At 71.5% G+C, this 21441-nt stretch carries 18 protein-coding genes; 6 read left to right on the top strand and 12 right to left on the bottom strand.

What is annotated here, in order from left to right:
- Position 1: 1 nt before the first annotated feature.
- The gene (locus tag ACIBN2_RS30505; RefSeq protein WP_399139123.1) at positions 2 to 1426 is read right to left on the bottom strand and encodes an ABC transporter substrate-binding protein; all 1425 of its coding nucleotides are present in this window, start codon (positions 1424 to 1426) and stop codon (positions 2 to 4) included.
- 190 nt (positions 1427 to 1616) lie between these two features.
- On the opposite strand from ACIBN2_RS30505, the gene ACIBN2_RS30500 reads away from it, so the two are divergent.
- Both ACIBN2_RS30500 and ACIBN2_RS30495 read left to right on the top strand, forming a co-directional pair.
- Positions 1617 to 3089 carry an FGGY-family carbohydrate kinase gene (locus ACIBN2_RS30500; RefSeq protein ID WP_399139121.1) on the top strand — a complete coding sequence of 491 codons (1473 nt, stop codon included), beginning with the start codon at positions 1617 to 1619 and terminating at the stop codon, positions 3087 to 3089.
- Positions 3086 to 3715, top strand: a complete 630-nt coding sequence (locus ACIBN2_RS30495; protein WP_399139119.1) for a histidine phosphatase family protein — start codon at positions 3086 to 3088, stop codon at positions 3713 to 3715. The genes ACIBN2_RS30500 and ACIBN2_RS30495 overlap by 4 nt, the downstream gene beginning before the upstream one ends.
- Positions 3716 to 3767: 52 nt before the next feature.
- Here ACIBN2_RS30495 and ACIBN2_RS30490 read toward each other — a convergent pair whose 3' ends face one another.
- The 7 genes from ACIBN2_RS30490 to ACIBN2_RS30460 all read right to left on the bottom strand — a co-directional run bounded on the left by ACIBN2_RS30490 (position 3768) and on the right by ACIBN2_RS30460 (position 11708).
- Positions 3768 to 5162, bottom strand: coding sequence for an amino acid permease (locus tag ACIBN2_RS30490; RefSeq protein ID WP_399139117.1), 1395 nt, complete (start codon positions 5160 to 5162; stop codon positions 3768 to 3770).
- A gap of 121 nt (positions 5163 to 5283) precedes the next feature.
- Positions 5284 to 6180, bottom strand: coding sequence for a TauD/TfdA dioxygenase family protein (locus ACIBN2_RS30485; protein WP_399139115.1), 897 nt, complete (start codon positions 6178 to 6180; stop codon positions 5284 to 5286).
- A 12-nt stretch (positions 6181 to 6192) separates the two neighbouring features.
- Positions 6193 to 7536: an LLM class flavin-dependent oxidoreductase gene (locus ACIBN2_RS30480; protein ID WP_399139113.1), complete on the bottom strand. Its 1344-nt coding sequence runs from the start codon at positions 7534 to 7536 to the stop codon at positions 6193 to 6195.
- 67 nt (positions 7537 to 7603) lie between these two features.
- A complete protein-coding gene (locus ACIBN2_RS30475) occupies positions 7604 to 8317 on the bottom strand; it encodes an ABC transporter ATP-binding protein (RefSeq protein WP_399139111.1) in 714 nt (237 codons plus the stop codon).
- A complete protein-coding gene (locus tag ACIBN2_RS30470) occupies positions 8293 to 9168 on the bottom strand; it encodes an ABC transporter permease (RefSeq protein WP_399139110.1) in 876 nt (291 codons plus the stop codon). The genes ACIBN2_RS30475 and ACIBN2_RS30470 overlap by 25 nt, the downstream gene beginning before the upstream one ends.
- 5 nt (positions 9169 to 9173) lie before the next feature.
- Complete coding sequence (locus tag ACIBN2_RS30465) at positions 9174 to 10238, bottom strand: ABC transporter substrate-binding protein (protein WP_399139108.1); 1065 nt, start codon at positions 10236 to 10238, stop codon at positions 9174 to 9176.
- Positions 10239 to 10508: 270 nt separating this feature from the next.
- Positions 10509 to 11708 carry an ROK family protein gene (locus ACIBN2_RS30460; protein WP_399139107.1) on the bottom strand — a complete coding sequence of 400 codons (1200 nt, stop codon included), beginning with the start codon at positions 11706 to 11708 and terminating at the stop codon, positions 10509 to 10511.
- 456 nt (positions 11709 to 12164) lie between these two features.
- Here ACIBN2_RS30460 and ACIBN2_RS30455 point away from each other — a divergent pair, with 456 nt between their 5' ends.
- A complete protein-coding gene (locus ACIBN2_RS30455) occupies positions 12165 to 12743 on the top strand; it encodes a biotin transporter BioY (RefSeq protein ID WP_399139106.1) in 579 nt (192 codons plus the stop codon).
- On the opposite strand, the gene ACIBN2_RS30450 is transcribed toward ACIBN2_RS30455, so the two are convergent.
- Both ACIBN2_RS30450 and ACIBN2_RS30445 read right to left on the bottom strand, forming a co-directional pair.
- Positions 12727 to 14070 carry an FAD-binding oxidoreductase gene (locus ACIBN2_RS30450; protein WP_399139104.1) on the bottom strand — a complete coding sequence of 448 codons (1344 nt, stop codon included), beginning with the start codon at positions 14068 to 14070 and terminating at the stop codon, positions 12727 to 12729. The genes ACIBN2_RS30455 and ACIBN2_RS30450 overlap by 17 nt on opposite strands.
- Before the next feature lie 116 nt (positions 14071 to 14186).
- The gene (locus tag ACIBN2_RS30445; RefSeq protein ID WP_399139102.1) at positions 14187 to 14903 is read right to left on the bottom strand and encodes an LPXTG cell wall anchor domain-containing protein; all 717 of its coding nucleotides are present in this window, start codon (positions 14901 to 14903) and stop codon (positions 14187 to 14189) included.
- Between the two features lie 247 nt (positions 14904 to 15150).
- Between ACIBN2_RS30445 and ACIBN2_RS30440 the strand changes: the two genes are divergently transcribed.
- On the top strand, positions 15151 to 17118 hold the full coding sequence (locus tag ACIBN2_RS30440) for a protein kinase (RefSeq protein ID WP_399139100.1): 1968 nt from the start codon (positions 15151 to 15153) through the stop codon (positions 17116 to 17118).
- A 101-nt stretch (positions 17119 to 17219) separates the two neighbouring features.
- On the opposite strand, the gene ACIBN2_RS30435 is transcribed toward ACIBN2_RS30440, so the two are convergent.
- Positions 17220 to 18632 carry an amino acid permease gene (locus ACIBN2_RS30435; protein WP_399139099.1) on the bottom strand — a complete coding sequence of 471 codons (1413 nt, stop codon included), beginning with the start codon at positions 18630 to 18632 and terminating at the stop codon, positions 17220 to 17222.
- Positions 18633 to 18837: 205 nt separating this feature from the next.
- Between ACIBN2_RS30435 and ACIBN2_RS30430 the strand changes: the two genes are divergently transcribed.
- Both ACIBN2_RS30430 and ACIBN2_RS30425 read left to right on the top strand, forming a co-directional pair.
- The gene (locus tag ACIBN2_RS30430) at positions 18838 to 19326 is read left to right on the top strand and encodes a ribose-5-phosphate isomerase (RefSeq protein WP_399139097.1); all 489 of its coding nucleotides are present in this window, start codon (positions 18838 to 18840) and stop codon (positions 19324 to 19326) included.
- A 33-nt stretch (positions 19327 to 19359) separates the two neighbouring features.
- Positions 19360 to 20169: an Fpg/Nei family DNA glycosylase gene (locus tag ACIBN2_RS30425; RefSeq protein WP_399139095.1), complete on the top strand. Its 810-nt coding sequence runs from the start codon at positions 19360 to 19362 to the stop codon at positions 20167 to 20169.
- Positions 20170 to 20184: 15 nt separating this feature from the next.
- On the opposite strand, the gene ACIBN2_RS30420 is transcribed toward ACIBN2_RS30425, so the two are convergent.
- Positions 20185 to 21414, bottom strand: coding sequence for a GNAT family N-acetyltransferase (locus ACIBN2_RS30420; protein ID WP_399139093.1), 1230 nt, complete (start codon positions 21412 to 21414; stop codon positions 20185 to 20187).
- Positions 21415 to 21441: the final 27 nt, after the last annotated feature.

The following is a 21441-nucleotide window of genomic DNA, read 5'->3' as shown; positions in this document are numbered from 1 at the left end:
CTCAGTCCACCTTGGAGGCGAGGTCGCTCGCCAGGCCGTTCAGCACCGACTTCGCGTTCTTGCCGCCGTAGATCTCCTGCAGGGCCGCGGCCCAGCTGGTGGTGGCGTCGAAGAACTGGGCCTGCGGGGTGAACTGGATCTTCGTCTGGTCGACGACCGTCTCGAAGGTCTCGATGAAGCCCGGCAGATGCCGCATCTTGTCCTTGTACGCGGCGTCCTGGCTGATCGACTTCCGCACGGGGTCGATGTGGTTGTGGGTGATCGCCCCCTTGCGCAGGTGCTCCTTTCCGGTCGCCCACTGCAGGAACAGCCAACTGGCGCTCTTCTTGCGGCTCTTGGCGTTCATGCCGAGCGACCAGATCCACATGTTGGTGGCGAGCGAGCCGTCCGGCCCCTTCGGGCCGGGGTGGAAGGCGATCTTCCCGGAGGCGGGGCTGGCCCCCTTCACGGCCTGGAAGTAGGCGGCCGTGTCCGCGTCGAAGAGCATGCCCGCCTTCTTCGCGCCGAGGTCGCTGGAGCACTGGTACCAGGAGTACGACGTCCAGGACGGCGGCCCGCCCTGTTTGACCATGCCGGCCCAGTCCTGGGTGAAGGCGACGGCCTCCGGCGTGTTCATCGCGGGTTTCAACTTCCCGCCGTCCACGGTGAAGTCGTGCAGGCCGTTGCGGGCGTACATGGTCATGAAGCCGGGGTGGATGGTGGCCCAGCTGCGCGAGCCTCGCACGGCGATCCCGTACATGCCGTCGTAACCGGCCCCGGGCGCCCTCCGCTTGATGACGCCGGAGAGCTCGCGCAGCTCGTCGAAGGTCTCCGCCGGCCTCAGGCCGAGCTTCCTGAAGACCTCGGTGTTGTAGGCGACGACGTTCGTCTCCCAGCCCCAGGGCAGCGCGTACTGCCCGCCCTGTCCGAGCGGGGCACCGGCCTTCAGCGACCACTGGTCGGACCGGAGGAGGTTGGGGAAGAAGTCGGCCTGGTCCCATTCGGCGCCGGTGGCCGAGGAGTTGCGCATCCAGGGCCCGAGGTCCTCCAGCCAGCCGGGCGGCCCGTACTGCCACACCATGTAGGCGCCGAGCATGAAGACGTCGTAGGAGGCCCGCCCGCTGGAGAGGTCCACGGTGAGCTTGTCGAAGTAGTTGTCCTCGGGGAAGACGTCGTACTCGACCTTGATGCCGGTCTTCGCGGTGAAGGACTTCAGGTCGGCGATCAGGGCGTCGGTGTACGGGTGCTTGTTGAGCAGTGCCTTGACCGTCGTGCCCTTCTCCCTCTTCCAGTCGAACGAGCCGGTGACGTCGTCCGCGGCCGAGCCGCCGCCCTTCTTGCCGTCGTCTCCGCCGAAGCCGGCACCGCAGGCGGCCAGCAGGGGAGTGGCGGCGGCTCCGGCGGTGAGGGCGAGGAACCGTCTGCGGTCGTGCGCGTGCGTGTCCATCCGTGACCTCCGTGTGGGGGCGGGTCCGGTGCGCTGTGGCGGTGGGGGGCAACACGTCGAGTCGACTCGTTAACAGAGGGTGTAACGGCGGAAGTTGCGCGTCAATCCCTCGCGCAAGCGAAAATCACACGTCAATATCGGAGGGAGGCGTGAAGTTCACAGAACGGTCCGAGATGTCCGGGAGGCAGGGATGCGGGACGAGCAGGAGGCGTGGCTGGGGGTCGACCTCGGTACGCAGAGCGTCCGTGTGCTGGCCGTCACCGGGGACGGCACGGTCCTCGGCGGCGGCTCGGCCCCGATCGGCGGGCGCCGCGAGCGGGAGCGGCACGAGCAGGATCCGGGGGACTGGTGGGAGGGGGTGTGTGCCGCCTCCCGGGCCGCGCTCGGCCCGGTCGCGGGCGTACGGATCGGCGGGCTCGCGGTGTGCGGGACGTCCGGAACCGTGCTGCTGACGGACGGATCGGGGCGGCCGCTGAGCCCCGGGCTCATGTACGACGACGGGCGGGCCGCGGAGCAGGGGGCGCGGGCGCGGGAGGCCGGACTCGCGGTGCAGGACACCTGGGCGCTGCCGAAGGCACGCTGGCTCGTCGAGGAGTACGGGCGGGGACGGATCACCCACCAGCCCGACGTCGTCACCGCCCGGCTGGTCGGCAAGCCGGTGCCGACCGACTCCAGCCACGCCCTCAAGACGGCCTACGACGTCGGGCGGGAGGCCTGGCCGGACGTCATGGGCCTGCCCAGGGAGGCCCTGCCCGACGTCGTCCGGCCCGGCACCCTGCTCGGCGAGGTCTGCCCGGCCGCGGCCGAGGCCACCGGCATCCCCGCCGGCACGCCCGTCGTCGCCGGGATGACCGACGGCTGCGCGGCGCAGATCGCGTCCGGCGCCCTGCGCCCCGGCTCCTGGAACTCCGTGCTGGGCACCACCCTCGTCCTCAAGGGAGCCGCCGCCGAACCCGTCCGCGACCCGTCCGGCGTGGTCTACAACCACCGTGCGCCGGACGGCAGTTGGCTGCCGGGCGGGGCGTCCAGCGTCGGCGCGGGGGTGCTGACCGCGGCCTTCGCGGGCGCCGACCCGGCGGCGATGGACGCGCGGGCGGCCGCGTTCGAGCCCGCGGGCGCGGTGGCGTACCCCCTGGTGTCGCCCGGCGAACGGTTCCCGTTCCTGGCGCCCGGTGCCTTCGCCCTGGTGCTGGGCGAGCCGGCGGGGGACGCCGACCTGTGGGCCGCGCTGCTCCAGGGCGTCGCCTTCACCGAGCGGCTCTGCCTGGACTACCTGCATCACCTGGGCGCCCCGCTGGACGGCCCGCTCACCTTCACCGGCGGCGGCGCCCGCAGCCCGTACTGGAACCAGCTGCGCGCCGACATCCTCGGCCGTCCGGCCCGCGTACCGGAGCAGACCGAACCGGCCCTGGGCATGGCCGCGCTGGCCGCCCACGGGACGGGCTCGGGCCCTCTGGTGGACATCGCCGAACGCATGGTCCGCATCGGCACCCGCCTCGAACCCGACCCCGGGCGCACCGCCCGCTTCGCCGAGCCGTACGCCCGCCTGATCGACGAGCTGACGGCCCGCGGCTGGCTCCCGTCCCCGGTGGCGGGACACGCGCACACCCGGCTCCGGCAGACCCTGGAGGGCGCCGCGCACCGCGATACTCCGGACTCATGAGTACGACGCTGCTGCTGGCCCGGCACGGGCAGACCGTCTGGCACGCCGAGAACCGCTACGCCGGGGTGAGCGACGTGGCGCTCACCGACACGGGGCGCGCGCAGGCCGAGGCGCTCGGGCGCTGGGCGGCCGCCCATCCCGTCGACGCGGTCTGGACCTCCACCGTCTCCCGCGCGATCGCCACCGCCGAGCCCGCCTGCCGCGCCCTCGGACTCACCCCGCACCGCGAACAGGCGCTGCGGGAGTGCGACTTCGGCGTGGTGGAGGGCCGTACGCTCGCCGAGTTCGCGCAGGGGGACCCCGACGCTGCGGCGGCCTTCCGCGCCGACCCGGTGGCGCACCCCTTCCCTGGCGCCGAGGACCCGAAGGCGGCCGCCGAACGGGGTGCCGCCGCCCTGCGGCGCATCGCCGCCGCGCACGACGGCGGGCGCGTCCTGGTCGTCGCCCACAACACCCTGCTCCGCCTGGTCCTGTGCCGGCTGCTGTCGATCCCGCTCGCCGACTATCGCCGCGTCCTGCCGCGGCTGCGGAACGCCGCCGTCACCGAACTCCGTGTGGAGGCCGGGTCGGTCGGGCTGATCTCCCTGAACGTGCCGTGCGAACAGGAGCCCGCCCAGGTGTCGTGATGCCCGTTCACCGCAGGGGTCTTTCGGAGCGGTACGCCGGAGCAGGTGGGGGTCAGTCCCTGGCGCGTGCCCTCTGCCACGCGTACCCGGTCGCCGCGAGCGCCGCCGTCATGCCGCCCGTGCCGTAGAGCTGGACGCGGGTGCCGGGCTCCCGGGCCATCAGGACGAAGATCGCTGCCATGGCGGCCAGGGCGAGCCAGGTGAGCCAGGGGAAGGCCCACATGCGGACGGTGAGCTTCTCGGGGGCCTCGCGTTCCAGGCGGGCGCGGAGGCGGAGCTGGGAGACGGCGATGAAGATCCAGACGACGAGGATCACCGCGCCGATCATGTTCAGCAGCCACGGGAAGACGTCGTCCGGGCGCCAGTAGCTGAGCACGACGCACACGAAGCCGAAGACCGAGGAGGTGAGGACCGCGACGCGCGGGACGCCGCCGGACACCCGGCCCAGCGCCTTCGGTCCCTGGCCGCGCCCGACCAGCGACCAGGCGATGCGCGAGGAGCCGTAGATGTTGGCGTTCATCGCGGACAGCAGCGCGACGAGGATCACCACGTTCATCACCTGGCCGGCGCCGGGGATGCCGAGGTGGCGCAGGGCGGCGACGTAGGGGCCGGCCTCGACGACCGCCTCGGAGTCCCACGGGACGAGGGTGACGATGACCGCCATGGAGCCGATGTAGAACAGCGCGATGCGCCACATCGCGGTACGGACCGCGCTCGCCACGCCCTTGACCGGGTTCTCCGACTCGGCGGCGGCGATGGTGACGGTCTCCAGGCCGCCGTAGGCGAAGACCGAGGCGAGCAGGCCGACGACCAGGCCCTCGCTGCCGTTCGGCAGGAAGCCTCCCTCGCCGGTGAGGTTGGCGGTCCCCGGGGCGTCGGTGCCGGGCAGCACGCCTGTGATGGCCAGGACGCCCAGGACCAGGAACAGGCCGATCGCGCCGACCTTCAGGGCCGCGAACCAGAACTCGAACTCGCCGAAGTTCTTCACCGCGGCGAGGTTCGTGGCGCAGAAGACCACCATGAACAGGGCGACCCACGCCCACTCGGGCGTCCCCGGCAGCCAGCCCGTCACGATCTTCGCGGCGCCGATGCCCTCCAGGCCGACGGCGGTGCACAGCAGCACCCAGAACGACCAGCCCGCGGTGAAGCCCGCCCAGGGGCCGATGGCGTGCTCGGCGTGCGCCGAGAAGGAGCCCGAGGACGGATACGCGGCCGACATCTCGCCGAGCATCCGCATGACCAGCATCACGAGCAGGCCGGAGAGGGTGTAGGCGATGACGATGGAGGGGCCGGCGGCGGCGATACCCGCGCCGGAGCCCACGAACAGGCCCGCGCCGATGACGCCGCCGAGGGCGATCATCGACAGATGGCGCTGCTTGAGGCTGTGGGACAGAGGGGCGGCGTCCGCCGGGACCGGCGTGTCGACCGTGGTGGTGCTGTTCTGCATGGGCGCGGCTCGTCCAATGCGTGAGGTGGGCAAAAACGCCCACAGTGTGGGCGGCCGCCCCGCTCAGGGGGATCGGCCGCCCACTATCCGGACATGCCGGTGACGCAGCGTGCCCGGCGCGCTACGCGGCCACGGAGGTGTAGTGCGACGCGTTGCCCTCGATCGAGTAGCTCTCCTTGCCCTCGATGCCGACCGGCACGTCACCGGCGACGGTCACCCGGTGCAGCCGGCGCGGCAGCCCGTCGTAGTTGTCGACGGCGTAGTGCTGGGTGATGCGGTTGTCGAACAGGACGAGCTGGTTCGGCGACCAGCGATGGCGCAGGATGTTCTCCGGCCGGGTGACGTACGCCTGGAGCAGGTCCAGGATCTTGCGGGACTCGCCGGGGGAGAGGCCCACGATCCGCTGGGCGAACCCGCCTATGAACAGGCCGCGTTCACCGGTCAGCGGGTGGACGCGGACCACGGGGTGGACCGTGCGGTACTTGATCGACGTGAACTGGTCGCGCTGGGCGGCCTGTTCCTCGTCCACGTCCTCCTCCGGCACGGCGTAGTCGTAGTCGTTGGTGTGCTCGGCCCACAGGGTGTCCGCCAACTGGCGGAGTGAGTTCGGCAGTTGGCGGTAGGCGGCCGCCGAGTTGGTGATCAGGGTCTCGCCGCCGTACGGCGGGAGGGTGATGCTGCGCAGGGTGCTGGCCTGCGGCGGGTTGAGGACGAAGGTGACGTCGGTGTGCCAGTGGTTGGCGGCGCGGCCGCGCTCGCTGTCGACGGGCAGCACGTTCGGGACCCCGTCGACGGAGGAGACCGTCGGGTGCGCGGTGGTGATGTCGCCGAAGTGGCGGACGAACGCCTGCTGGCCCTCGTCGTCCAGGTTCACGTCGTCGAAGACGAGCGCCTTGTGGACGTTCAGGGCCTCGCGGATCGCGGCGGCCGTCTCCTCGCCGAGGGGGCTGGAGATGTCGACGCCGGAGACTCGGGCGCCGATGTGGGCGGTGACCTGCTGGATCTCGATGCCGGACATGTGCGGGTCCTTTCAGACGAGGGCGGGCTGGGCGGGCGGGACGTACTGGTTGGCGGGGCGGGGCAGGCCGTAGCGCTCCCGCAGGGTGCGGCGCGGCCCGTACTCGGTGCGGAGCAGGCCGCGGGCGCGCAGGATCGGGACGACCTGCTCGACGAAGGTCTCCAGGCCCGAGGGCAGCACGGCGGGCATGATGTTGAAGCCGTCCGCCGCACCCTGGGTGAACCAGGTGCCGATCGCGTCGGCGACCTGCTCGGGCGTCCCGGCGAAGGTCAGGTGGCCGCGGCCGCCGCCGAGCCGGCCGATCAGCTGCCGGACGGTGAGGCCTTCGCGCCGGGCCAGCCGTACGACGAGCGTGTACCGGCTCTTGGCGCCCTCCACGGCGTCCTCGGACGGCAGGCCGGCGGGCAGCTCCGCGTCCAGGTCCAGGGTGCCGGGCTCGAGCTGGAGCAGCCGCTCCAGGCGGTCGACGCCGTGCCGGTGCACGATGTGGTCCTCCAGGAGCTGCTCGTTCGCCCGCGCCTCGGCCTCCGTCGAGCCGATGACGGGCACGATCCCGGGCAGCACCTTGATGTGCCCGGGATCGCGGCCGGCCGCCGCCGTACGGGACTTGAGGTCGGCGTAGAAGGCCTGCGCGTCGGCGAGCGTCTGCTGGGCGGTGAACACCGCCTCCGCGTGACGGGCCGCGAACGCCTTGCCGTCCTCGCTCGACCCCGCCTGCACCAGCAGCGGGTAACCCTGCGGTGAGCGGGGGACGTTGAGGGCGCCCTCGACGCTGAAGTACGTCCCCCTGTGCCGGGGCGGATGGATCTTCGCGTCGTCGCCCCAGACGCCGGCCGCCTTGTCGCCGACGATCGCGTCGTCCTCCCAGCTGTCCCACAGCTTGCGGGCGACGTCCAGGAACTCGGCGGCCCGCGCGTACCGCTCGGCGTGCGCGGGCTCCGCGTCCAGGCCGAAGTTGCGCGCGGCCTCGGCACCCGCCGTGGTGACGATGTTCCAGCCCGCCCGGCCGCCGCTGACGATGTCCAGCGAGGCGAACCTGCGGGCCAGGTTGTAGGGGGAGTTGTAGGAGGTGGAGGCGGTGGCGATCAGCCCGATGTGCTCGGTCGCGGTCGCCAGCGCGGTCAGCAGGGTGAGCGGTTCCAGGGCGCCGGCGGGCCGCTGCGCGAGGTTGTTCCACAGCTGCGGCCCGTCGGCGAGGAAGAGCGAGTCGAAGGTGCCGCGCTCGGCGGTCCGGGCGAGCCCGACGTAGTGGTCCAGTTCGACATGCGCGTACGGATCGCTCTCCGGGAGCCGCCACGAGGCCTCGTGGTGACCGGTGTTCATGAGGAAGGCGTTGAGGTGGAGCCGGCGGGTCATGCGGTGTCCGTTTCTTTCCGGTCTCGCCGGTCTTTCCGGCGGGGGTCGGGCAGGTCTGTTCCGGCGCTCACCGGGCGTCCTCCGTGACACCCAGCGCGCTGAGCAACCGCGCCCGGTACCCGTCACGCGGGCGCTCGTGGTCGACGGCCAGATCGAGACCGATACGGCCCTGCTCCAGGACCAGCACCCGGTCCGCGAGCACGATCGCTTCGTCCACGTCATGCGTGACCAGCAGCACCGACGGCCGATGCCGCTGCCACAGCTCGCGCAGCAGCCCGTGCATCTTGATCCGCGTCAGCGCGTCCAGTGCCCCGAACGGCTCGTCCGCCAGCAGGAGTTCGGGTGCGCGGACGAGTGACCGGGCCAGCGCGGCGCGCTGCGCCTCGCCGCCGGACAGCTCGTTCGGCCAGGCCCGCTCGCGGCCCTTCAGGCCCACCTCGGCGAGGGCCTCGCGGCCCAGCTGTGCCGCCTCCTTGCCGTCGAGACCGAGGAGTACGTTGTCCAGCACCCGCCGCCACGGCAGCAGCCGTGAGTCCTGGAAGACCACGGAAACCCGCGCCGGAGCGGTCAGCTGCCCGCTCCCCGCCACCTTGTGGTCGAGGCCCGCGATCGCCCGCAGCAGCGTGCTCTTGCCGGAGCCGCTGTGCCCGAGGAGGGCCACGAACTGCCCGGCGGGGATGTCGAGATCGATGCCGTCGAGCACCGTACGGTCCTCGAACGACCGGGTCAGGCCCCGCAGTTGGACGGCGGGCCGGGTCAGCTGCTCAGTGTGCGGCGCCACGACAGCACCCTCCGTTCGACGAGACGGACCGCGCTGTCGGAGATCAGGCCGAAGACGCCGTAGACGAGGAGGCCGACGAGGATGACGTCCGACTGGCCGTAGTTCTGGGCCTGGAACATCATGTAGCCGAGCCCGCTGGTGGCGTTGATCTGCTCCAGCACCACCAGGCCGAGCCATGAGCCGGTCACGGCGAGCCGGAGTCCCACGAAGAATCCGGGCAGTGCGCCGGGGATGACGATCTGGCGGACGAACCGGAGCCGGGACAGCCCCTGCACCTCGGCGAGTTCGACGAAACGGCTGTCGATGCCGGACAGGGCCGCGTGCGTGTTCAGATAGACCGGGACGTAGACGACGATGGCGATGATCGCGATCTTGAACGTCTCGCCGATGCCCAGCCACAGGATGAACAGCGGGATCAGGCCGAGGGTCGGGATCGCCCGGTTGAGCTGCACCGTCCCGTCGATCAGCGCCTCGCCGACCCGGCTGAGCCCGGACGCCAGCGCGAGGACGACTCCGGCGGTCAGGCCGATCGCGAAGCCGTACGCGGCACGCTCCAGCGAGGTCAGGATGTCGGTCGGCAGGGTCCCGGCGCTCCACAGCCGGCCGGCCGTCCCCAGTACCGTCCAGGGAGCCGGGATCGCGCCGGGATCGAGCTGCCCCGCGGCGGACGCGGCGGCCCAGAGCGCGACGAGGAGGACGGGGCCGATCAGACGCGAGGCGGGCAGCGGCCGGCCGGGGGAGAGGCCGCGCCGTCGCCGTCGTCGTGGCCGACGGCTCTCCTTCCGGTCCGTGACCGGCGCGGCGGCGGAAGTGGTGGACGCGGTGGACGAGTTGGACGTGGTGGTGGTCATGGCGGTCACCTCCGGTACTCCGCCGGCACGGCCTTGGCGGCGATGTCCTCGAAGCGGTGGTCGAAGAGCGAGGAGACGTCGAACTTCTTCACGAAGCCGCCCTCCGCGAGCAGATCGGCGGTCTCCTGCTCCCACTTGATCGCTTCGGCCCAACTGGGCGGGAACAGCGGCTTGTTGGCGAGCTCGGTGATGCCCTGCGCCTGCTCGAGAGTGAGGTTCTGCGTCTTGACGTAGAACTGCTCGTTCCAGGCGTCGGGGTGCTCGTACGTCCAGACCTGGCCCTTGGCCCAGGCCGGGATGTACGCGGCGACCGCGGCGGCCTTCGCGGGGTCGTTCAGCACGGTGACCGGCGCCCACAGCAGGTTGAGCAGGTCGACGACGTCCGTGGTGATGACGCGGGCGCCCTTGGACTCGTACTGCTGGAGATAGGCGGGCGCCTGGCTGTTGGCGAGCGGCGCGATGTCCACCTGGCCGGACTGCAGGGCGGTCAGGAACTGGTTACTGGTCAGCGGGACGAGCCGGGCGTCGTCGTAGGCGAGCCCCGCCTTCTTCAACGCCCGCAGCAGCACCACCCCTTGGGCCTGTCCCTGCGAGAAGGCGAGCTTCTTCCCCTTGAAGTCCGCGACCGTCCGGATGTCGCTGCCCGGCTTGGTGGCGAAGAGGTAGTTGGGCTTCCGGGTGAGGTTGATCGCGACGATCTTCGCGTCGAAGCCCTGGTAGTGCGCCTGGATCGGCGGAATGCCCGCGTTGTTGGCGAGGTCCAGCGACCGGGCGCGGAAGGCGTTGATGACATCGGGTCCGGCGCCGATGTTCAGCCAGTTCGACACCTTGAACGGCAGGTCCAGTTTCGCCAGCCGGAACTGGATCTGCTGGACGTTCTGATACGAGGCGATCTTCAGGCTCGTACCGGCCGGGACCTTGCGGGCCAGTGGCGCGGACGAGGCCCCCTTGGTCTCGGCGGCCGCACTTCCGTTCGCGCAGCCGCTCAATCCGGCGACACCGGCCGCGGCGCCGAGAAGCGAGGCGAGAAAGAGCCGTCTGTCGACACCCGGCACGGGTGATGAAGGCATGGCAGAACTCCATGGATCGAGAACGTGGAACGCGTGCGGAATTCCGGCCCGCGAAGGCCGGGAAAAGAGAATGCACGCGGGATCGGTACAGGGTTCGCGCGGGATCGCGCGGGATCGCGCAGGATTCGCGCGGGAATTTACGCAGAATGAAATGAGCGCTTCACACGCGGCAACGTGTCAGCAACAAAGGGTGCGACAGCTCACGAACAGGCTCATGAGCAGGATGTTCCCCGTCATTCACAACCCCTGTCAATATTGTGAGTCGCTGAATTAAATAAGGCGAGATGACGCGGCCAGCGGATCGCGGTAGAGCACGTCCAGCGCCACCGCGCCGCCGGCCATAGCGAGCACCGCGTCCGGAAAACTCGTCGGCACGACGGATGCGGCCCGTGTGTCGCCGACCTCTTCGCGCAGCGCGCTCAGGCAGTCCTCCCGGTGGATGATCCCGACCTCGGTCACGACCACCGTCTCCGGGTTGAGCACGTCGAGCAGCAGCCGGACCGCCCGGCCGACGGCGCGCGCCCGCTCCACGAGCAGTCGTACGGCCTCCGGGTCGCCGGTCGCCGCCGCGCCGACCACGTGCAGGGGGTTCGTGCCGTCGACGAGGCCCGCCTCCCGCGCTCTGCGGCACAGCGTCCGCTCGCCCAACTCGGCCTGGAGGCAGCCGACGCGCCCGCAGTGGCAGGGCTCCGTGCCGCCGGGCACCGGCAGATGGGCGATCGCGCCCGCCTGGGAGCGGGGGCCGTGGTGCACCTCGTCGTGGGTGGCGAAGGCCGCGTCGACGACATTGCCGACGAACAGGTGCAGCACGCTCCGGCTCTCGCGCGCCAGGCCGAACAGCCGCTCCGCGTTGACCAGCGCACGCGCGTGTCCGTCGACGTGGACGGGCAGCCCGGTGCGTCGGCCGAACATCTCGCGCACCGCCACGTCCCGCCAGCCCAGCAGCGGGTGCTCCACGACGGTGCCGGACGCGCGGTCCACCCAGCCGCCGACGGCCACGCCGACCCCGAGAGGCCGGCAGCCGGGGGCGCCCGCCAGGAGCGCGGCCAGTGCGTCGGCGGCCCGCGCCAGCACCCGGCCGGGCTCGGTGTGCTCGTGCTTCAGCTCACGCCGGGCCACCACCCGGCCGCGCAGATCGAGCAGCGCGACCGTCGTGTACGGCACGGCCACATGCACGCCGCCGACCACGAACCGCGTGTCGTCCAGGTCGACGGGGACGTGCGGGCGCCCGACGCCGTTCGAGCGCCGGGGCGCGGACGCCTCGCGGATCAGGCCGAGTTCGGTGAAGCGGGCGCAGTAGTCGGTCACCGATGCCGGGGACAGGCCGGTCAGCCGGGCGATCGTGCTGCGGGCCACCGGGCCGTGGTCCAGCACGGACCGCAGGACGACGCTCGCGCTCGTCCTGCGCCGGGAGGTGGGGGACGGGGAGATGGAAGGGGAAGCGACCGGGGTCGCCGCGGTGCGGGGCATGGAAGACCGTCCAGGGGAACGGGGCCGACACGTCTCGGAGGTCGAGGCGCGCCGGAGCCCGCCTCACGCGCTGGTGATCACTCGACTGCTGGTGATCACTCGCGTGCGGCGACAGGTGGCCGTGCCCTGGCGTCGCAGGTCGACATAGCGACGCGACGTGAAGTTCCGGGCCTGGGCAACCATGGCTCGAAGGGTAGACCGGGAAAGGTGAATCCGACCAGACCACTAGGATTCGTTTGGCGGGACCCTACAGGCCCGCCCCCGCCCCGCAGGGTGAGTCCGGCCTCGCTGCCTCCGTGACCGGCGTCACGCCGAAGCCGGTGTAAGCCGCATCCTTTGTCCGGAGCCCACCAAGCCCGCCGTCCCGCCTTTGTCGATCGCTGATGGTGATCGGCTCCGGACCGCTGGGATAGCGTCACCGTGTCCCAGCATGTCCTCGTCACTCGCGGAGTCCTCATGAGCACCGCTGCCGCCACCGCCCGCCCCCGCGAGGTCCTCGCCGACCTCCTGCCCGCGACCCGTCTTCGGGACGTGGCCCTCGTGCTCGGCGGCGCCGCGCTCACCGGCCTCGCGGCCCAGATCTCCGTGCCCGTCCCGGGCTCCCCGGTGCCGGTGACCGGCCAGACCTTCGCCGCCCTGCTGGTCGGCACGACGCTCGGCGCGAGCCGCGGCCTGGCCTCGCTCGTCCTGTACGCGCTGGCCGGGCTCGCCGGTGTGCCGTGGTTCGCGGGCGGCACCTCCGGTGTCTCCGTCTCCTTCGGCTACATCATCGGCATGATGCTCGCCTCCGCCGCCGTCGGCGCCCTGGCCCGCCGCGGCGCCGACCGCTCCGTGGTGCGCATGGCCGGCACGATGCTGCTGGGTGAGGCGATCATCTACGCCGTCGGCGTCCCGTACCTCGCCTACGCCGCCCACATGTCCCTGACCGCTGCGATCGCGGCCGGTCTGACGCCGTTCCTGATCGGCGACGCTCTCAAGGCGGCCCTGGCCATGGGCGTCACGCCCACCGCGTGGAAGCTCATCGGCAAGCGCTGACGCCGAAGTCGTCACGGAAGAGGCTCGCCGGGTCGTACCGCGACTTCAGCCCGGCGAGCCTCTTTCGCGTCCCGGCGTCGTAGAACCCCTCGGTCCGGTCCCCGGCGCCGAAGGCGAAGCCGCGGGCGCGGCCCAGGGTCACGTCCGCCAGCAGCGCGAACGCCGGGTCCAGCACCGCGCGCGCCTGCTCGCGGTCCCCGGCCGTCAGCAGCCGCACCAGGAACCGCCCGTCCCGATAGGGCACGGAGTTCGGCGCGGGCCGCGCGAGCGCCCCGCCCAGGTGGTTGATCTGCACGACGCACATGGGGCCGCCGGCGTCCGGACCGGTCCGCGCGAGCACCTCGCCGGCCCCGGCGACGTCCAGCTCGCCCAGCACGGCACTGTCCCCGTAGTAGGCGTGCGGGAAGTCCGGGTCGCTGTGGACGGTGCGGCTCTCGGCGTACGGCATCTCCCGCAGCGTGTCGGCGAGCACGGGGCCGAACCCCCTGATCGGAGCGGTGAGTTCCGGGCCGTCGGCGCCGGTGTACGCGACGCGCACGGAGACGACGTACCGGCCGCGCAGATGCGGCGGCAGCGCCGGGATGTCGGGATACGGTACGGCCGCGAAGGACGAGGTCAGCCCGTCGGGCACGGTCCGGGTCCACTTCTCGTACGCCCGCAGCAGGGCCGCCGGGCCGGTCTGCCGGCCGTCGAAGGAGACGGAGCCGCCGTACAGGGTCCGCACCGGGACCAGTCCGATCTCCAGCTCGGTGACGATGCCGAAGCCGTGCCCGCCGCCGAGGAGGGCCCAGTACAGGTCGGGCTCGGACTCCCGGGTCACGTGCCGGAGCCGGCCGTCCGCGGTGACCAGGTCCAGGGAGCGCACGTGGTCGGCCGCATACCCGAACTCCCTGGCCAGGATGGGCAGTCCGCCGCTCAGCGTGTAGGAGACGGCGCCGACGCTCGGGGCCGAGCCGTTGAGGGGCGCCAGGCCGTACGGCTCGGCGGCCGCCACGACCTGCCCCCAGCGGACGCCCGCCTCGACGCGGACGGTGCGGGCCCCGGCGTCGACGGTCACCCCGTCCATGCGCTTCGTCGTGACGACGACGCCCCCCTCGGACGCGCCGGGCAGGCCGTGGCCGGTGGCCTGGACGCCGATCGGCAGGTGCTCGGTGGCCGCGTACCGCACGGCGGCGAGCACGTCGTCGGCCGAGGAGGCGGCGAGGACCACGGCGGGACGCTGGGCGAACCCGGTCTGGAAACCGGCGATCTCCTCGTCGTAGCCGGGGTCGCCGGGGCGGAGGGTGAGCGGGCCGGCGGTGCCGCCGGTCGTGTCGGCGATGTTCATGACCGGCATCGTGCCCGCATAACCTGACATCTGCCGTCAGCTTTTCGGGTGAGAAGAGGGCCGGGGTGCGCGGGCACCCCGGCCTTGTCGCGGATGGCGCGCAGCCGTCGGGAGTGTCAGCCGCGCAGCTGGTGGGTGGGACGCCGCGACGTCCACCACAGCCCCGCCGCACCGGCCGCCATCAGTGCCGCGCCGGCCGCACCCAGCGGCAGGACGTCCCGTCCGACGCCCGTCTTCGGCAGCTCCTTCTGGTCGCCGCCCGGGGCCACCGGCTTGTTGTCGGTGCCGAGCAGCAGCGGAGTGGCCGGGGCGTTCGGCGACGGGTTCGTCGTGCCGAACGGAACCGGGCCCTGCTGCCAGTACGTCTTCTTCCCGTCACCGGACGTCACGGGCAGACAGATCTTGCCGGTCTTGTTCAGGTCGTAGGTGGCATCGACGGCGTACGACTTCGACTTACCGGCCGCGAGATTGTCGATCGGGCAGGAGAAACCGCTGTTCGAGCCCTTCGGAAGTTTACTTTCGGCAATCTGGGAGCAGCCTTGCACGCTCTTGACCGTGAGGCCGTCGAAACCGACGACCAAAAGCTGGATCTTTCCGCTGTCCTTGGTCCCCTCGTTCTTGACCGTGGCGGTGATCGCCGTCTTTTGCGAGCCGTTGTCGACCGAGATCTTCGAGGGCAGGAGCGTAGTCAGCTTCACCCCTGCCGGTGCCTCGTCGACGGCCTTTCCCCCCTTGCTGCTGCCAGGTCCCTGGTCGTCCGCGCTGGCGGTGAAGGAAAGGATCATCACCGTCGAAAAAGATGCCGCGACCAGCGATCCCGCGATTGTCGTCATGCGACGAGAACTCATGTTCACATCCCCCTTGGCTGCGCCTGAATTCGCAGTACTTGAAGAGCTACCACAAGATTTCTCCGCACTATGCTGGTACGGCCTGAAGTGTGACCATTGTGGGACAGTCGGGACGTTGCAGCGGTAATTGAGGGGGTGCAGCGGATTGCCGGGGAATACGAGAAGCGGCGGAGTTCCAGGGCTTCTGGTGACGGGGCGCTACCGGCTGGTCGAGAGTATCGGCCAGGGGGGAATGGGACGGGTGTGGCGAGCCGCCGACGAAATGCTCGACCGCCCGGTCGCCGTCAAGGAGATGCGCATCGACGGGCTCGACGCGGAGGACGCGCGCACCCGCCGCGAACGGACACTGCGCGAGGCCAGGGCGACCGCCCGGATCGACCATCCGAATGTGGTGCGGGTCTACGACGTCGTCGACGAGGGCGAACGGCTGTGGATCGTCATGGAGTTGGTCGGCGGCCGCTCCCTGGAACGGCTCGTGGCGCAGGACGGCCCGCTGTCGCCGGGCGCGACGGCACGGATCGGGCTGGGGCTGGTGAGGGCCCTGCGCCAAGTGCACGCGCGCGGTGTCCTGCACCGTGACATCAAGCCGGGCAACGTCCTGGTGGAGGACGGCGCGGAGCGCATCGTGCTCACCGACTTCGGCATCGCCGCGATCCAGGACGCCAAGGCGCTCACCATGGTCGGGATGCTCGTCGGCTCCCCCGACTACATGGCTCCCGAGCGCATCTCCGGCCGCCCGCAGGGCCCGCCCTCCGACGTGTGGTCGCTGGGCGCGACGCTCTGCGCCGCCCTGGGCGGCCGTTCCCCCTTCTCCCGCGACACGACCCTGGCCACGCTGCACGCGGTGCTGTACGAGGAGCCCACACTCCCGGCGGCGGCCGGTCCCTTGCGGGACGTCCTGGCCGCGCTGCTGGAGAAGGACCCCTCGGTCCGCCCGAACCTGGACGACCTGGAGGGGGCCCTGCTCCTGGTCGCCTTCCCGCCGACCATGCCGACGCTTCCCGTGGGCGCGCGAGAGGGGGAAGGGGGCGCGCAGGAGCACGAGAGGGAGGAGGCGGAGGCCGGTGAGCCCGCGACCGAGGAGATCACGGGCCCGGAGGCCGAGCCCGCCGTGGAGCCCGAGCGGCCCACCCCCGTCTACCTGGACACCCGTGTCGTACGAGCCGCACGCGACCCCAGGCGACGCGAACCCGCGCCCGAACCCGCGCCCGAACCCGCCCCCGTCCAGGACGCGATACCGCAGGGCACGCCGGAGCCTGCGGCGCCCTCGGCCCACCACCACGTCAACGCCTCCAGCGAGGTGCGCTCCGAAGCGCGACCGGACGTCCGCTCCGAGGCCCCGTCCGCCGGTTCCGCGCCCCCCTCCCGGCAACGCCCCGCCGTCTCGCTGGTCCGCACCCCCACGGTCCCCGAACCGCACTCCCCGCAGGGCAACGGTTCCGGGGCGGCGGCGCCCGGCGTCCGGCAGGCCCCTGCGCCCGCCGCGGAGCCGTCCACCCGCCCCGCCCTGGGACCCCACCCGCTCCGCACGCCGCGGCACGAACTCCCCGGCCCCGCCGTCCCGGCCGGTCCCGGTCCCGGCCGCGGCCGTCGCCGTGCCGGCTTCATCGCCGCCGGTGGTCTGGCCGCCACGGGCGCCGTCGTGGCCGTGGTCCTGCTGGCGAACTCCGGGTCGCCCGGCGGCGACCGCGCGGGTTCCTCCTCGTCGTCCTCGTCGTCCGCCACCACGCCGGACGGCAGTTCGTCCCCCACCGTGGAAGGCACGTCGAGGCCGCAGACCCTGCCGCCGGGCGTGCACCGCGAGGGCGGTTACGCGTGGGCGACTCCCAAGGGCTGGCGCCGTGACGTGAAGACAGGCTCGGAGGTGCACTACACGTCCCCCGACGGCACGCAGGAACTCGCGGCCGCGTCGTCCGTCGCCCGCGGCGACCTGATGGACACCTGGGCGAAGTCGGAGCAGAACGCCCACCAGGGGCAGAACTACCGGAAGATCCGCCTGGAGAAGACGACCTTCCGAGGCAACCCGGCGGTCGTGTGGGAGTACACGTTCACGCTGAACGGCACCCCCTGGCACGCCCGGCTGCTGGGCTTCACCCAGGAGGGGAAGACGTTCCAGATCAACACCTGGTACCAGCCGGGCATCGAGAGCCAGGCCCTGAAGACCTACGACAGGACCAAGGACGGCTTCATCGTGCTGTGAACCGTGCGGACGGCGCGCGGCGGACACGGAAAGGGGCCCGCGGCGATCACCGCGGGCCCCTCACCTTCATCGGCACTCGTACGGGCGCAACGCCCCCGGCGTCAGCCCGTCTTGACCTTGTCCGGCGCCGCGGCGGCCTCGGCCGCGGCGGTCCCGCCGCCGAGCATCTTCTGCTTGACCAGCGCGACGACCAGCACCACCGCTGCCACGAGCAGCGACAGCAGCACGGTCTCGCGTCCGTCGTGCTCCGTGTCCGTGAGCATGTAGCCCAGCACGAACACGATCACGCCGGCCGCCGCCCAGGTCAGGTACGGGTACAGCCACATCTTCACGACGAGCTTCTCCGGCGCCTCGGCCTGGATGATCTTCCGCATGCGCAGCTGCGAGAAGCAGATGACCAGCCAGACGAACAGGGCCACGGCACCACTGGAGTTGACCAGGAAGAGGAACACCGAGTCCGGGAACTTGTAGTTGAAGAAGACCGCGACGAAGCCGAAGAGGACGGACGCGATGATCGCGGCCCTCGGCACACCGCGGGACGTGGTCCGCGCGAACATCTTCGGCGCGTCGCCCCGCTCGCCGAGCGAGAACGCCATCCGGGAGGCCGTGTAGAGGCCGGAGTTGAGACAGGACAGCACCGACGTCAGCACGATGAAGTTCATGATCTGGCCGGCGTGCGCGATGCCGAGGGAGTCGAGGGCGGCGACGTAGGAGCCCTTCTCCTTGATCGTCGGGTCGTTCCACGGCACGAGCGAGACGACCACGAGGATCGAGCCCAGGTAGAAGACCGCGATGCGCCAGATGATGCTGTTCGTGGACTTGGTCACGGCCTGCTGCGGGTTCTCCGACTCGCCGGCGGCCAGGGTGGCGATCTCGCTGCCCATGAAGGAGAAGACGACGAGCAGCACACCGGTGAGGATGGCGCCGGGGCCGTGGGGCAGGAAGCCGCCGTGGTCGCTGAGGTTGCCGAAGCTCGCCTTGTCGCTGTGGACGCCGGGCAGCACACCGAAGATCGCGAGCGCGCCGACGACGATGAACGCGCCGATCGCGACGACCTTGATCCCGGCGAACCAGAACTCGAACTCGCCGTAGGAACCGACGGAGACGAGGTTGGTGGCGGTCAGCACGAGCATCACGATGAGGGCCCAGCCCCACTGCGGGACGGCCGGTACCCAGCTGTGGAGGATCGTGGCGCCGGCGGTGGCCTCCACCGCGAGCACCACGACCCAGAAGAACCAGTAGAGCCAGCCGATGGAGAACCCGGCCCAGCGGCCGAGGGCCCGGTCGGCGTGCGCCGAGAACGATCCGGAGGTCGGGTTGGCCGCGGACATCTCGCCGAGCATGCGCATCACGAGCACGACGAGGGTGCCGACGAGGGCGTACGACAGGAGGATGCCGGGGCCTGCGGTGGCGATGCCTGAGCTGGAACCGACGAACAGTCCGGCTCCGATGACACCGCCGATGGCGATCATCGTCAGATGACGGTTCTTGAGTCCGGCCTGGAGACCAGTCATGGGGGAATTCCTTCGCGCCTTGTGAGCGGTCCCCGTACGAGCGGTGTACGGGTCGGACCAGTGAAACGGAGGCTAAGGAATTCGTGAACCTTTGAAATGGGATCGTTACTTGAGGTTTCCTTGAGGTTCTGTGGGTGCAGTCACAATTCCCCTTGGCCGAGACCCGGGGCTGCTACCCGGAAACACCCGTGTCACACTCGGAGTCATGCGCGTGTACCTCGGCTCCGACCATGCCGGCTTCGAACTCAAGAACCACCTCGTCGAGTGGCTCAAGGCGGCAGGCCACGACCCCGTCGACTGCGGCCCGCACCTCTACGACGCCCAGGACGACTACCCGCCGTTCTGCCTCCGTGCCGCGGAGAAGGCGGCCGCGGACCCCGAGTCCCTCGGCATCGTGATCGGCGGCTCCGGCAACGGCGAGCAGATCGCGGCGAACAAGGTGAAGGGCGTGCGCGCGGCACTCGCGTGGAGCGAGGAGACCGCGTCGCTGGGCCGCCAGCACAACAACGCCAACGTCGTGGCGGTCGGCGCCCGCATGCACACCACGGAGGAGGCGACGAAGTTCGTCGAGACCTTCCTGGGCACCCCGTTCTCGGGTGACGAGCGCCACATCCGCCGCATCGACATGCTCGCGGACTACGAGACGACCGGCGAGCTGCCCCCGATCCCGGCGCACCACCCGCAGCAGGACTGACGCCCTCCAGGGGGCGGGAAGGACACAGGCACCGTGCCAGAGGGGCACACGATCCACCGGCTGGCGTCCGACTACGCCGACCGCTTCTCCGGCACGGCACCGCGTGTGACCAGCCCCCAGGGCAAGTTCTCCGACGCCGCCGCCCTGCTCGACGGCGCCGGGCTCACCCGCACGGAGGCCCACGGCAAGCACCTCTTCCTCGGCTTCCGCGACACCGACTGGGTCCACATCCACCTGGGCCTGTTCGGCAAGGTCGCCTTCGGTGACGCCCCCGCCCCGCCGCCCACCGACACGGTCCGCCTCCGGCTCGCGAACGACACCTCGTACGTCGATCTGCGCGGACCGACCACCTGCGCGCTCATCACGGACACCGAGAAGGACGCGATCCACGACCGGCTCGGCCCCGACCCGCTGCGGGCCGACGCCGACCCCCGGGCGGCGTACCGGCGCGTCTCCCGCAGCCGTACGACGATCGCCGCCCTGCTCATGGACCAGAAGGTGATCGCCGGCGTCGGCAACGTCTACCGCGCCGAGGTCCTCTTCCGGCACGGCATCGACCCCTACCGCGCGGGCAAGGACATCACCCCTGCCGAGTGGGACGCCGTCTGGGCCGACCTGGTCGAGCTGATGCACGAGGGCGTCCGCAACAACCGCATCGACACCGTCCGCCCCGAGCACATGCCGCAGGCGATGGGCCGACCGCCGCGCGTGGACGACCACGGCGGCGAGGTGTACGTCTACCGGCGGGCCACGCTGCCCTGCCACATCTGCGGGGGCGAGATCCGCACCGCCGGCCTCGCCGCCCGCAATCTGTTCTGGTGCCCCGTCTGCCAGCAGCGCTGACGCCCTGGAGGGTGTCTAGAACCCGTGCGGCAGCCACGGCGCCACGGTGGACGCGAAGGCCACCGACGCCTCCGTGAGCGCGCCCTGCCGCAGCTCCCGCACCCGCCCGGCCGCGGCGAGCGCGTCCAGCGTCACACCGCCGAGATAGGCCGAACCCAACTCCCGTACGGTCAGCGCGAGATCGGCCGCGTCCTCGGTGCGCGTGCAGGACGCGCCCTTCGCGTCGCCGGTCAGCCGCCAACGCCCGGTGTTCCAGGGGCAGAAGGCGTCCTCGACGTCCAGCACCAGGTCCACCGGCGCCTGGTACGTCCGCGCTTCCAGAGCCGCCCCGACGTCCACAAGGCGTACGTACAGCGAGTCCCGCATCAGCAGGGAGCAGCGCCGGACGTCGGAGGCCATGTGCTGCCAGCCCTCGTCGACCGGCCGCCCGCGCGTGGTCACCTTCGACGTCAGGTCGATGTCGAACAGGAACCGCCACAGCGCCGCCTGCGCCGCCGGATCCAGCGCGTCCAGGTCCTGCAGGACGACCGTGCCCTTGGGGCCCGCCGGTTCCCAGCCCGGCTTGATCCGGAAGCGGGCGTACCCGACGGTCTCCCCGCCCCGCTCCGCGACGACGCACTGGAGCGGTGACGCACCGTCCCGCCCGCTCTCCGGGTCGAGCACCCACAGCCGCTCCCAGCCCGGAATCCGCGCCACCATGCCGGGACGCCGCGGCACCAGCTCTGCGTACACCGCCTCGCACGCGCCGAGCGCCTCGGCGGGCGACGCGTACCGCAGCCGTACGTCATCGGTGCCGGGCGGTACGGACAGCCGTACGCGCGTCGTGTCGATCTCGGCGCTGAGGTGGTACGTGCCGACGCCGTACCCGAACCGGCCGTAGATCGCGGGCTCCGAGGCGGTCAGGACGGCCAGCGGCTCGCCCCAGGACCGTACGTCGTCCAACTGCCGCCGCATCATGGACGTCAGCACACCGCGCCGACGGTGCGTGGCGGCCACGGAGACCATGGTCACGCCCGCCGCGGGCACCGCCGCACCGCCGGGCACGGTCAGCCGGAAAGCGAATGCCCCGGCCGTGCCCACGCACGTATCGTCGTCCCAGACACCTATGGAACGGTCCGTCCGCGTGAGCTCGCGGAACAACGCGCGCTCCTCGGCCGACTCCGGGACCCCGCCGAAGGCGCGGATCAGGTTGTCGTACCACTCGTCCCAGTCGTCCTGCCGCAGCACGCGCAAGTCAGTCGCCATGAACCATGCCTACCAGGGCATTGCCGG

The sequence above is a fragment of the Streptomyces sp. NPDC050534 genome (assembly GCF_044457745.1).
GTDB lineage: Bacteria > Actinomycetota > Actinomycetes > Streptomycetales > Streptomycetaceae > Streptomyces.
Note: the sequence above shows the minus strand (reverse complement) of the source record. Positions and strands in the feature narration are given on the sequence as shown.